Origin of the sequence: Coleofasciculus sp. B1-GNL1-01 (assembly GCF_040220235.1) — a bacterium.
Taxonomy (GTDB): Bacteria; Cyanobacteriota; Cyanobacteriia; order Cyanobacteriales; family Coleofasciculaceae; genus Coleofasciculus.
This window is the reverse complement of the sequence record NZ_JAVJTO010000031.1, coordinates 56,936-69,871: the sequence shown is the minus strand read 5'-3', so window position 1 is coordinate 69,871 and position 12,936 is coordinate 56,936. Positions and strand designations below refer to the sequence as shown.

General features: G+C 46.7%; 12 protein-coding genes. 4 read left to right on the top strand and 8 right to left on the bottom strand.

Going from position 1 to position 12,936, the window contains the following annotated elements; translation table 11 throughout:
* The first annotated feature begins 292 nt into the window (after positions 1-292).
* Both RID53_RS07605 and RID53_RS07600 read left to right on the top strand, forming a co-directional pair.
* A complete protein-coding gene (locus RID53_RS07605) occupies positions 293-583 on the top strand; it encodes a hypothetical protein (protein ID WP_446387540.1) in 291 nt (96 codons plus the stop codon).
* Positions 573-968, top strand: coding sequence for a toxin-antitoxin system TumE family protein (locus RID53_RS07600; RefSeq protein WP_446387539.1), 396 nt, complete (start codon positions 573-575; stop codon positions 966-968). The genes RID53_RS07605 and RID53_RS07600 overlap by 11 nt, the downstream gene beginning before the upstream one ends.
* 99 nt (positions 969-1,067) lie before the next feature.
* On the opposite strand, the gene RID53_RS07595 is transcribed toward RID53_RS07600, so the two are convergent.
* From RID53_RS07595 to RID53_RS07580, 4 genes are all read right to left on the bottom strand, one after another.
* Positions 1,068-2,609 (bottom strand): HlyD family efflux transporter periplasmic adaptor subunit, encoded by a 1,542-nt coding sequence (locus tag RID53_RS07595; protein WP_446387538.1) that lies wholly within the window; start codon positions 2,607-2,609, stop codon positions 1,068-1,070.
* A gap of 119 nt (positions 2,610-2,728) precedes the next feature.
* Positions 2,729-5,779 carry a peptidase domain-containing ABC transporter gene (locus RID53_RS07590; protein ID WP_446387537.1) on the bottom strand — a complete coding sequence of 1,017 codons (3,051 nt, stop codon included), beginning with the start codon at positions 5,777-5,779 and terminating at the stop codon, positions 2,729-2,731.
* 57 nt (positions 5,780-5,836) lie between these two features.
* Complete coding sequence (locus RID53_RS07585) at positions 5,837-6,574, bottom strand: peptidylprolyl isomerase (RefSeq protein ID WP_446387536.1); 738 nt, start codon at positions 6,572-6,574, stop codon at positions 5,837-5,839.
* Between the two features lie 238 nt (positions 6,575-6,812).
* Positions 6,813-7,922 carry a tRNA (guanine-N1)-methyltransferase gene (locus RID53_RS07580; RefSeq protein WP_446387535.1) on the bottom strand — a complete coding sequence of 370 codons (1,110 nt, stop codon included), beginning with the start codon at positions 7,920-7,922 and terminating at the stop codon, positions 6,813-6,815.
* Between the two features lie 699 nt (positions 7,923-8,621).
* On the opposite strand from RID53_RS07580, the gene aroF reads away from it, so the two are divergent.
* Positions 8,622-9,464, top strand: a complete 843-nt coding sequence (aroF, locus tag RID53_RS07575; protein WP_446387534.1) for a 3-deoxy-7-phosphoheptulonate synthase — start codon at positions 8,622-8,624, stop codon at positions 9,462-9,464.
* On the opposite strand, the gene RID53_RS07570 is transcribed toward aroF, so the two are convergent.
* Together RID53_RS07570 and RID53_RS07565 are read right to left on the bottom strand one after the other, a co-directional pair.
* A complete protein-coding gene (locus RID53_RS07570; RefSeq protein WP_446387533.1) occupies positions 9,392-9,580 on the bottom strand; it encodes a hypothetical protein in 189 nt (62 codons plus the stop codon). The two genes, aroF and RID53_RS07570, sit on opposite strands and share 73 nt — an antisense overlap.
* A gap of 393 nt (positions 9,581-9,973) precedes the next feature.
* Complete coding sequence (locus RID53_RS07565) at positions 9,974-10,780, bottom strand: pentapeptide repeat-containing protein (protein WP_446387532.1); 807 nt, start codon at positions 10,778-10,780, stop codon at positions 9,974-9,976.
* A gap of 12 nt (positions 10,781-10,792) precedes the next feature.
* Between RID53_RS07565 and RID53_RS07560 the strand changes: the two genes are divergently transcribed.
* Positions 10,793-11,713, top strand: coding sequence for a phosphodiester glycosidase family protein (locus RID53_RS07560; protein ID WP_446387531.1), 921 nt, complete (start codon positions 10,793-10,795; stop codon positions 11,711-11,713).
* Between the two features lie 68 nt (positions 11,714-11,781).
* Here the strand turns inward: RID53_RS07560 and RID53_RS07555 are convergent, their stop codons facing one another.
* Positions 11,782-12,690 carry a HEAT repeat domain-containing protein gene (locus RID53_RS07555; protein WP_446387530.1) on the bottom strand — a complete coding sequence of 303 codons (909 nt, stop codon included), beginning with the start codon at positions 12,688-12,690 and terminating at the stop codon, positions 11,782-11,784.
* Positions 12,596-12,802, bottom strand: a complete 207-nt coding sequence (locus RID53_RS07550) for a polymorphic toxin type 34 domain-containing protein (RefSeq protein ID WP_446387529.1) — start codon at positions 12,800-12,802, stop codon at positions 12,596-12,598. Before RID53_RS07550 ends, RID53_RS07555 begins: the two co-directional genes overlap by 95 nt.
* Positions 12,803-12,936: the final 134 nt, after the last annotated feature.

Below are 12,936 nucleotides of genomic sequence, written 5' to 3'. Positions count from 1 at the left end.
TCCAGGCTTGAGAAGGGAATGCTTTTAGGGAGGCTCTGCCTTTCATACTAGCGCTAGGGATAACCGATTGAATTGAGTCGGGGCGGGTTGAGCCACATCAATGAGATAAGTTTCATCGATTGTACATAAGCAGGGTGGCTCAAAAATCGCGGAAAGCCTCACCGTGAGGCTGTTTCGTTCTTTTTGCTGGGAGAACTTCAGGTTAAAGCTTTATCAAGGAAAGTCCGCGACAAAATCCGCGATCGCACTACGATACAATTAAACAACTCCTTCAAAATCTAAACAAAAAAGGATGGCTGAACTCAAACTTAGGTCAAACGATCCAGATTCTCTCAGACAAATTATTCAAAGTGCTTTGTCGGAAAGATTACATAGCATTAACGCAGGCATAAAAAAAACACAAGAACGTCTTCAAGCATTTGAAACCAAGTATCAATTATCGACAGAGGAATTTCTCACCCGATTTAATAATGATGAATTCGCCCATGATTTTGACTTTGATGAATGGATTGGAGAATCTCGAATGTTGACCCACCTACAAAAAACCAAAGAGTCTATAGAGGAAATTGATTTTGTTGATTGAAGAGTATTTTCAGCAAATTCAGCTTTTAATTGAATCCTCTTCAATCGTACAATTATTTAATCTTGAACGAGACAAAAGAGGAATGTATGAAGGTTTTATTAGAGGAAAAATTGACTTCAACGATAATTTATCACTGCATTTTCGAGAATTTGTCTATGTAGAAATTTATCTGAATAGAAAAATGTATAGTTATCAATATATGGATTCAGAAAATAATTTAATTTTTCGTTATGACAATACAGAACACCACCGAAAATTAAATCTTTCTACTTTTCCTCATCATAAACATGATGGCAGCGAGGATAATGTTATTACATCAGATGCTCCACTTTTAGCGGAGGTGCTTAAGGAAGTTGAAAAAATAATACATCAACAAAACCCATGATACCAAATTTTGTATCCATAACCCTGTTATGTACAGATTGTAGAGACGTTGCATGCAACGTCTCTACAGGGTTTGGTTTTGACTCACCCCGACAAACGACTACCGTACCGTTTTGAGACTGTCAATTTTCCGCATAAATAGGTCACTGAAAATACTAATGACCGGACGCTTGCGGACTTTAATATTGGCGCTGATCGACATCCCCGATTGTAAGGGAACTTCTTTGCCGTTGACCGATATGGTTTGTCGATTCATGCGAATTTCGGCGGGGAAACGATAGAACGGGTAAACCTCATTAGGCGGTAAAGCATCCGACCCAATTTGGACTAACTCGCCTTTGACATCGCCAAATTCGCTGTAGGGGAAGGAATCAACTCGAACATCTACGGGCATTCCTTCGTTGACAAAACCAATGTCCTGGTTGGTGATATAAACTTTGGCAATCAGTGTGTCATTCGGGACAATTTTCACAACAGGCTCACTGGTGTTTGCCACAAATTCAGGACTGGCTTGCAGGTCAAACACGATGCCGCCTTCAGGTGCCTGTAATTCCTGATTGGTTAGCGTTACCTGGATTTGGCTGAGTTGGCTCTCGATTTCTTGGAGACGTTTTTGGTTTTCAACAATAATTTTGGTGAGTTGGCTGTCAATTTCGGCGATCCGTTGTTCGTTTTGGGCAATTTGGGTTCGCAGTTCTTCTTCTGAGAGCGCCATGGTGTTTTGTTTGCGTTCCTGGGCTTGCTGAATCGCTTTCTCTAACCGTTCCTGTTCTTTCTGGAGACGGGCTACCTCGGCGGCGCTACTGTCGGTGTCTTGTTTCTGACGTAGATATTGGAGTTCGCCAAATGCGCCCTCTCGCCACAGCTTCTCTAGGCGCTCAGTAATTTGTCGGTTAAACTGCAATACTTGTTCAGCATCGGCAAGTTGGATTTGGGTTTGAGTCAGTTGGCGATTGAGTTGTTCGACTTCTAACTCGGCAGCAGCAACGCGAGAGTTATACTCGTTTTGGCTTGCCTGTAAGCGTTGCCGTTGTGCCAAGGTTAGACCCGTGGGATCTCCGGTGAGTTGAGCTTGATAGAAGTTCTTTTCTGCCACTAAAGCCGCCCGATTTTTGGTGAGTGAGGCAATTTGAGGGGGGAGTTTCTCCGGTAGATTTTCGGGGTCAATGGAAACAGCTTTGCCCGTCATCTGAGCCTGATAAAATTGATTTTCTTGGATTAAAGCGGCGCGAATTTGCTGGAGGGATTTAAATTGAGCTTGAGCCGCTGTTTGGTCAAAGGTGAGCAGGGTATCCCCTTTTTCAACCCGATCGCCTTCTTCAATCTCCACTGATTTAACCACCCCCCCTTGAGGGGCTTGGACTTCTTTGACGGCGGCTTTGGGTTCGAGTTTGCCTTGGGCGGGAATGGCTTCTTCAATTTTCGCCAAACACGCCCACCCGACGCTGAGGGTTGTCACCCCAATCAACGCCACAACAATCATGCGGGGCCACAGGGGAGATTGTTGCAGGATAACGGGTTGATCAAATTCCGGAGGGTGCGTTGTCCGCCGAGTAGCTCCGGCTTTGGTTGCAGTTTTCACTGACTGGGCGGGCGATCGCGTGGCAAGGGGTTGGCTGGATGATCCGTTGCGTTGATTCATGGTAGTATTAGTCCTTCGTCATTGGTCATTCGTCATTGGTCATTCGTCCCTGTTTCCTCTCAAACCAATTTCGTCATATTGAGGTCTTGAAAAGAAACAAAGGACATAAGACAAATACCTTAAAGTTGAGCGTCTTGCTGTTGATAGAGGCAGTAGTAGCGCCCTTGCAGTGCCATCAGTTCGTCATGGGTTCCTTGTTCAACGACTGATCCTTTATCCATCATTAAAATGACGTCGCTGTTACGAATGGTACTTAAACGGTGGGTAATGAAAAAGACAGTGCGTCCTTTGAAGGCTTCAATTAGATTTAAACAAACTTGCCGTTCGGTGTCATAGTCAAGGGCGCTGGTGGCTTCATCCAAGATTAAGAGTCGCGGATTTTGTAGTACCGTGCGGGCAATGGCAATCCGCTGGCGTTGTCCCCCGGATAGGGATGATCCTCGCTCCCCGACTCTTGTATTGTAACCACTGGACAACCCCATGATAAACTCATGAGCGGCGGCGACTTTAGCGGCTTCAATGATTTCCTCGGCGCTAGCATCGGGATTGGTCAGAGCAATATTATCTTGTACCGTACCATCAAACAGCAGACTATCTTGGGGTACAATCCCTACCTGACGACGCAGGGAATAGAGTTCAACTTTGGAGATATCGTAGTTGTCGATTAAAATTCTGCCTGAATCGACATCATAGAGGCGGGGTAACAGTTTCATTAATGTACTCTTACCGGAACCACTTTGACCGACAATCCCGACAAATACGCCAGCCGGAAAATGCAGGTTAATATTGGTTAATTGCCAAGGACCACTGGTGCCAAAGCGGAAGGAGAGATTTTCATACTCCACTTCCCCTTTAATCGCAGGCATGGGAATATTTAAGCGATCTGCCTCATCCGCTTCTTGGGGGCTATCCACGATATCACTTAACCGTTCTAAGGATAGCGCCGTTTCTTGGAAATTCTGCCACAGTTGGGCTAATCGGAGTAGGGGACTGGTAACATAGCCGGAAATAATTCGGAAGGCGATTAATTGCCCCAAGGTTAACTGCCCATCTAAAACCAGATAAGCACCCACCCATAGCACTAACAAAGCGGAGAGTTTATTCAAGAAATTACTCATTGAACCCGCCGTTGTAGACGTTAGCACCGTCTTAAACCCTGCCGATACATACCGGGCATAGCGTTCCTGCCATTGCCAGCGCGATCGCAATTCGATGTTTTGCGCTTTGACGGTTTGAATCCCGGACATGACTTCCACTAAATAGGATTGAGTCTGGGCGTTCCGTTCTGCTTTGGTTCGCAGTTGGCGACGGACAATCGGTGAAACAATTACGGTTAACAACACAAACAGGGGAATAATCCCCAACGAGACAATTGTTAGCACCCAGCTATAAATAAACATGACCACGATGTACAACACGGAAAACACCGCATCTAACACCACCGTCAACGCCGTTCCCGTGAGAAACTGACGAATATTTTCCAACTCATTAATTCGACTTGCCAGTTCCCCTACTGGACGCCGTTCAAAATACCGCAACGGTAAGCGGACTAAGTGGTCAATAATCTCCGACCCCAGATGCATGTCAATCCGGTTCGTCGTATCCACAAATAGATACGTCCGGAAACTGGTTAATAATGCCTCAAAAACGGCAATGATCACCAGGAACAAGCCCAGCACATGCAGCGTATCAATACTGTTCTGTACAATCACCTTATCGATAATCACCTGGATCATCAACGGATTCGCCAGTCCGAATAGCTGCACAAAAAACGAGGCGATAAACACCAAGATTAAAACGCGACGGTAGCGCACCAGCGAGGGGAGAAACCATTGCAAGCCAAACCGCTGCTTCGGTGTGTGTTTCGTCCGTTGTACCAACAACACCGGGATCGCTTCCGGTGACTGCCCGTCTTCGCTTCTCGGTAAACTATCCAGTAAATCAGCAGGTTTACGGCGGACAATCCCCAGTTCTGGCACACCCAGTACTAATTCTCGTGGCTTGGCTTCATAGAGAACGGCAAAACCTTCATGCCAAGGAACCAGGGCGGGGGTTTGCAGGCGGTTGATTGATTGGGGCGGTACATTTACCAATTGGGCGTGTAAGCCGATTAAATCAGCTACCGCCCCACACAGGGGTAACGACAACCCTCCAGTGCGCTGCATCTGTTCATTGAGTACCCGACGAATCACATCGCGGCGGAAGGGCATTTCTAAATACTTACTCAGCATTTGGAAACAGGCGACGGTACCATCGAGGAGTCCCTTCCCTCGGACATGGGGATATTTGCGCTGGGAGTCAGCGGTTTGATCTTCATCCTCTGTGGCTTCTAGCAGTTTATCGGAGGCATAGGGAATGCTATTGTCGCCATCGCCATCATCCAGCCAGGGGTCATCGTCGGTGGTTAGGGGGGTTGGTTCACCAACTACCGTCACCGGAGTAGTCGGGAGTTCGGTTTCAGCTTCCCCGACTAAATCCGATTCACGAAACCCGATAATCCGGGCGGGGGTAGATCCTTGGATGTCTAACCCTTGAGAAATCACCTCTGGCGTCAGCCGACTTCCTAGGGGAAAATCTTTAACGACACTCCCACCACTGACGAACCACACCCGATCAGGGGTCAAGAGTTCAGTGGCGTCAGTCATGGGATAGAGGTAACGCACCTCGGCATCTGGGTAAGCGTTTGTCGCCAGTTCTTTGAGATTCATAATCCCACTGGCTTGGCGTACCAATTCCGCGCCAATTAACTCAAAGGCTTCGATGACACTGCACTGGTTTTGGAACGCGGCGGTAGCGGTAGGTTCCTGTGCCATCAGCGCCAGAAACTGACCCGTGGGGATGGTTAAGCAGACTGATTCCGTCGATGCGATCGCTGTTTCACAAGGGATACCCCGCATCAGACTCACCCAACCCAGAATTGAGCCCGGTTTCAGCAAGTCCAGGGTGACGGGTTTTTGGGTGGTTTGTTCGTAACTCAAAAGCCGCGCCTTTCCCTCATAGAGAATCGAGATCTGAGAGGGCATTTTTTCTCGCATCAGGATCGGTTGACCCATACGATAGCGCAGCAGTTGACTTTTTTCCGCCAACTTGGTTAGGGTCGAGGCGTCAAGTTGATTGAAGGGAACGATATCTGCCAGAAAATCCTGAATTGTTGTCTTTGTGTAGGTCATGGGGCAGCCTCAGGGAATAGCATTGTAGAGACGTAGCATGGCACGTCTTGACAGGGTTTAGGATTGAACAGGTGTACCTAAGGATATCTGCTGTCGCAGTTGTTCTTTTAACCAGGTGGTAAACATTTCATCTAGGAGTCGCTGACGCATGGCATCATCAAGTTGCACGGGTAAAAACTTTTCTAAACGAATGACGATAAACCAGTCCCCCAAGCGGGTAGGGGGTAGAAGTTGACCGGGTTGGCTGACAGTTAACATTTGCGCCAAGGTGGGGTGGGGTGTACTCAGTTCCACGGGTCCGACTAATCCGCCTGTTTGCGCCTCTGGTCCTTGGGAATAGTCCCTGGCAAGTTCATTAAATGACTGTTCTCCTTCTTGGATACGAAAATAGAGTTCTTGGGCAATCGCCGCCTCCTTTGTCCGAATCAGGGAATAAATGACCCGATCTAACCGCCCTTTGCGCTTGAGGAAATAGGATTCAATCTTATGTCCCCAGGTCGCCTGTTTAAATTTTTCCAGCTTCAGTCCCCGAACCGCTAACTCTTCAACTTGTTCTAAGCTTAAGTCTTGGCGATCGCGCCACGCTTGACGTTCTTCCTCAGTCGTGAGTTGATTCTTAGCATAGAACTGTTCGCAGGCAGCATTTTTTTCATCGTCGGTACAATCTATGGTGGCAATGGCTTGATCAATAATGATTTCTCGCAATAACTGAGGGAGTAATTGATATTTGGCTAACAGGGGAATTACTTCTTCAGCCGTGATGGTTTGGTCGCCAACCTTTAAAATGGCAGTCATCGTGGTGAGAAGCCTCTCAAGGTAGTGTTTTCAATAGGTTATAGACTGGGTGATTTCCAAGATAACATCTTGCTTCAACTCAGCGTTATACTCTAGCGCCAATATTAATTGAAAGTTTATGAAAGTTAAGATTTTTCCTTGGGGCGAGGATTTTGTTAATTTTTTTGTTCAACGGGAATATAGCCAAAGGCAGAAGGTTTCTTCCGGGTACAAGGCTGTTTGGGTGGATGAATCGGTCTTATCGGTCTATCGCAACAGCGATACAAGTGTGAATATCGGCGTTGGTTTTAATCGCTCCCGGTGTAATATGAGTGGCACAGGCGAAATATCCGCGATCGCGCAACGCCTGAATCAGATACTCTCGTTTTGGGATATCCAAACGCCCTCGGCGTCCAATTTCCGCCAAGGTATAAAAGTAGGGCGGGAAATCGGCTTCTGCTTCCATGAGGCTGAGGAGTTGTACCCGTTTTGACCAGTGCCACTTTTGAGCTAATCCCTGCATCTGTCTTAACCAAGATTGATTATGCAACAATCCCAGCCACAACGGACCACTCAGGGTCAGGGATTTTTGGTCATAAGCACAAACCACACGCCCTAACTGACGCCAAGACACAGTTTGATAATTACCACAGTGATGACAATAACCCAAAAATCCGTAATTTTGCAGCGTCAACGGCTGGGTTTTGACCAAACGTACCATTAGGCGGTAAGTTTGACCCGTAAACAGGGAGAAAATCGGCTCAATCCCCAAACCCTTGGCGATGGCTTGCTGCTGAAGTTTACCAATCACCACTCGCAATCCTTGTTCCTGGGCGGCGGGATGGTTGCGGGGATACGCCCCATAAATCCCCAAACTGCTTTCTGAAGCATGACCTGTTAGTTTACGCCCATCGGTACTGGTGAGATAAAGAAGTCCCCCTAGTTTCAGCGCCCAGAGGCTGGTATCCAGATAGGGAGTAGGGGAACCGAAACAGTCCACATCGATGAAATCGTAGTAATCTCGACGGTTATAGCACTCAAAAAAGACCTGATTAACGTCGAGATGGGTAAGGGTAGCTTTATGGCTGGCGATCGCGCCTGCTAAATTTTGCTGTAGAATCGGGTTAAGCTCAGGATTTCCCTCATTCACCCAGATCCAATCGGCTTGACTTTCCAAACTATAGCGTAGAGAACGCACTCCACAGCCACTCATCGCATCAATTACTCGTAAGTGACCGATTTGAAACTTATAAATTGCTGCGGCTAAAATGCCTAAATCTCGCACCACTTGCGTCCCTGGGCGATAAAACGCATTACCAATTTTAAATGTGGCATTGCCTTCGGTATGTTCGGTTAAATTTAGGTTCATTGTTTGCGCTTTTGAGTCTTATATTATTTTTCAAATAAGTGATGTAAACAGATCCCCGACTCCTCAAAGAAGTCGGGGATCTTGCTTGGATAGACTGTACTTTATACCAAGTTGCATTCAAAGATATATAGCGGTTCTCATTTGAAAGCACTACACCCTACACCCCACACCCCACACCCCACACCCTGTCTCTACCAAGGTGTATTGCACCCAATCGAGAAGTGCTATAACTTTATCCTCCCCCCGCTTCCCCAGCTTCCCCAGCTCCCCCAGCTCCCCCAGGTGCATGATCACACCCGTGGAAAACAGAAACTTGATCCAGATCAGGTATTGACTTAGCCACAACAGCTTGCTATCGTGTCCAGTAACAGGCATCTAATTAACGTTTCATAAAAAGCCCTCAGCTATGCTCAACTGCAACAACTACTTTTATTTTTGGTTTACGGAGGTTCACCGGAGGTGAGCAGAGTTCCTCATGGAACCTCCCCGGTGGACCGCAGAGCGAAAGCTGCGGTCTTTTTGTTTTTTAAGGAGTATCTGATGACAACCTACCTGAATCACTGGTTTACCTTGTTTTACTTTTTTTGGTTCGGAAGCAGTTCCGGGTAGGTGATGCTGCGTTAAATTTTCTCAGAACCCGGAACCCACAAGGAACCGGGTTTTTTTATTGTCCACTCATTGTTTAAAGGAATTAGTCTGATGGTGAATGCTACACTTGCCACCCAATCCGATCGCCCAACTTTGGTTCATCTGTCGAATCATATCACTTTCGGGGGTGAGGAACTGGTGATAATTGCTGGTCCTTGTACGGTGGAGAGTCGATCGCAGATGGAAACCGTCGCCACTCAACTGCAACGCGCCCCGGTTCAGGCGTTACGCGGCGGTGCTTTCAAACCTCGCACGTCTCCTTACTCGTTCCAAGGTTTAGGGGTAGAGGGACTAGAGATATTATCCCAGGTGCGATCGCGTCATCAGATTCCCGTGGTGACGGAAGTCATGTCCATTACCCAAATCGAGTTAGTGGCTGCCCATGCTGATATGCTTCAGGTAGGCAGTCGTAATATGCAAAACTTTGATTTACTCAAAGCCTTGGGTCAAGTTGATAAACCGATTCTGCTGAAGCGGGGATTAGCGGCGACTCTAGAAGAATTCGTTATGGCAGCCGAATATATTCTCAGTCATGGGAATTCTCAGGTGGTACTGTGTGAACGAGGGATTCGCAGTTTCGATACTTATACCCGGAATGTCTTAGATTTGGGAGCAGTTGTGGCACTTAAGCAGATGACTTCATTGCCTGTGATTGTAGATCCCTCCCACGCCACGGGCAAACGGGAATTAATTTCCCCGTTGGCGAAAGCGGCTGTCGCAGTAGGTGCGGATGGATTAATCATCGAGTGTCATCCCGAACCGGAAAAATCCGTATCGGATGCCCGTCAAGCGTTATCGTTAGACGATATGGTGCAGTTGGTTCACAGCTTACACCCCGTCGCCGCCGCCGTCGGGCGAAAAATCCCAGCCAGTTTAGCGGCTGTGTCAGCTTGAGGTTTAATTTTAATTAAGTTTTCGGCTGATGCGATCGCCTCATCCCGGACTTGGAAACAGTTCCGGGATGTTGTCGTTTGGTCAGGTTGATTCCCTTGTCGCTGGTGGTCGAGCAAAATGAGTCATCTTGCCTAATAATGCCAGGTTTTGGGAATACTAAACAGCTTTTCGCGCCAAGAGTATAACCGTTCCGATAACGAGAAAACCAATTCCCCACCACAGGGAGTTACCTGGGAAACTCTTGAGCAAGAGGGTTACGATTCCCGAAGTAAGAAGTGACCACCCGATTGTTGTTCGATATTGCATGAATGACAGCTAAAGCCTCAAAGATGTTGAATGAACAGGGATTTACCCTGAGATACTGCTTAGGATAGTCGGGGAATCAGATGACAACCTCCATCAAGAGAGATAGGGGGTGCAATCGGGGTAAAAAACCCATCCTCTGATACTCCAGTAAACTATTTATTGTGATTGGCATATCCCCTAAAATTGCTGATCCAGACGAGAATTCAGTTATTCGCTTTTTCTCTCAGACTTGGCTCAAATAAAGCATTCGTCAAGTTAGCACCCCTAAAGCATGTCCCCGAAAACTCTTTAATTTCTCGAATCGTGAGGATCAGGGAGTGCATCGTCAGCCAGAGAAAACTCACCGATAAACAACTCCAGACAACTCCCAACGTTAGCTTTTGCACGCTTAAAAACGCGATCGCACTCGTTCCCACCAGAAAGGCAAACCCGTACCCCGCGAGAGTTCCCGCCACTGTGATCGCAATGGCGACGAATCGACTTCTCACTTTGAAACTGATAATTGCTGCGATTATCCCTCCCAACACCGCCGCCGCCGTAGCGATTTGGGGGTTGTTGTCAGTGGTGGTTCCGGCGTAGAAGAAACTCAGCAAAGCACCGGATGCTGTTCCCGATATCACGGTTGCAATCTGTCCGACGCTAGACTTGATACCCGTGAGATTCCTAACTCCCGAACCCGCCCCAGCAATTCCCAAACTAATATATAAGGCTAGAATATAAGCCCAAGTTGAACCTCCCGGAATCTGACCCAAAGCCCCAAAAATTGTATGCGCGATCGCATCAACTGCTAATAATGCCACTATCACCGCCACCCCTAGTACCAAGATGATCTGTCTGAGTGTTTGACCCACCTTGACTCGCTCAAAATTGGCTCCTTTTAAGGAAGCATAACTAAAATCACAACCTCGAATATCTGAACCGCTAAAGTCTGCACCGTTTAGGTTTTGACCTTTAAAAGAGCGGTTTCGCAAGTCTTGGTTAGTAAAGTTAAGCGGGTGCGAATGAATCATGAATTGAGAACGATGAGTCACCGAAATTGGATTAACTGGAAGCAATTTTTCATCATTGCGGGTATGGGTATCTTAGCTATCCCACTACTACTTTATAGTCGGCTGATTAGCTTACGCCCACCCCGTACTGATGTGGAAAAAATCCTGTTTCAGGGTATTGTTTATAAACGTGATGTCCGATTATCACCCCGCCCACTGGTTATTCATCGTGTCACCATTGACTTGACAGCACCCGGAGTGAAGGTATTTGTTACCCCAGGAACAACAACGTCAGATAATACCGTAACCAATGCGCGAACCACCTCAGAATTTGTCCGCGAGTTTAAACTGCAACTAGCAATCAATGCTAACTTCTTCTATCCCTTTCGGGAAAAGACGCCTTGGGATTATTATCCTCATAGTGGCGATCGCACGACTGTAATCGGACAAGCCATATCCAATAGCAATCGTTACTCACCCCCGAAAACGAATTGGTCTGCGTTATGCTTTTTAGAGAGCGATCGCGCCCAAATTGTTGAACAGGGAAACTGTCCAGAAGGTACAGTGCAGGCGGTTGCGGGTAATCGTATTTTTGTCAACCATGGTAAGCCTGTCACGGCTAGTCTCTCTCAGCACAGTAACACCAAACCCTACTCACGAATCGCTGTCGCTGTTGATCAGCAAGGTCAAAAATTATGGCTAATTGCTGTAGATGGCAAGCAACCCTTTTACAGCGAAGGAGTAACCTTAGCTGAATTAGCTGAAATTGTCATTAATTTAGGTGCTGATCAAGCCTTAAACTTAGACGGAGGCGGTTCCAGCACATTAGTAATGGCAACATCATCAGGAACTACTGTATTAAATGCGCCAATTCATACCAAACTTCCCATGGTTGAACGTCCAGTTGCCAATCACTTAGGCTTTTATGCTCTACCCGCGATAGAAAATGAATAAATCGAATTTTTGGGATATATGTTAGTCTTTCTCAGCTTGTGACGATGGTTAAATCAATATTTCATCATCTAAACTCCAGTTATTAACTGTTCGCCAATATCTTCAGCTTGATAACGCAGTATCGGAAAATGTTGTGCGATCGCGGATAATGACTGGCGAATCTCAGAGGCGCTCTCTATCAGCGTTGAGGGAATTTGGCGTTCTGTTAAATCCGTTAAAAGATTCAGAATACAGGTTGCCAAATCTTCATCAGCATTATCCAACAAATTTAAGAGCTGACTTAAGGCATCTACCGCGCCCAGCCGATACATTGCTCCGAGCAATTCGGCTTGTACTTTCACAGAAGATTCAGATTTCAGATATACTTCAAGTTTAGGTAAAAGTTGCGCTGTACCTAAAAGCCCAATGGAGTTAGCCGCATAAGCTCGCACAGCCTCATCAGCATCCTTTAGGGCATCTTCTAGGGCTGTTAAAGCTTGTTCATCCCCTATATCTCCCAATGCTTCAGCCGCTGAAGCCCGAACCAGTGGCTCAGCATCATTTCGTAAAGCATGCTGAATAGGTGCGATCGCAGGTTTATAACGAAGCCCTCCCAGTGCCTCAACCACTTCAGATCTAACAATTACTTCTGGATCGTTAAGTAAGTTTATTAAGGTACAACCAATTGTTTCTGGTTCCTGTATTCCCAGATAACCCAAGGCGTAAGCCGCCGTAGAGCGAATCGCCGGATCAGCCGCAGTTAGCAACGTTACGATTTGCGGTGCAGCCACATAAGCTTGAGCATCCACTAGCTCAATCACAGCTTTTGCTTGCCGTGACGGATCATCGGAAGCGCAATCTTCTATCCATGTCTGAATCGTCTGCTGAACCATCTGAATGTATTTAACCTTTTCGTCGGCGACTACGGCGGCATCCTTTAGCCTTCTGGGTTCCTTTGATTCTAAGAATTCTAGCGGTGTCACGAGTAGTTTTGGCATCTCTCATGAGTATATCGAGGGCTTGACATAATGTTTTAGCTGAACCTTCCCTCAGTAGCTGATAAGCCTCTGCTAGGATTCCTGAATCAGATAGGTTTCCTCGTGCTGGCATAATTCGCTCCTATCTAGACAACAAAAAAAACGAACCGTCTTATATGCGTATCTAAAATACACATCAGACGGGATAATTATTTTTGTGCCTAGGTACTTTTCGCTAGAGCGAATTGACGTCCTAAGTCACTTTCA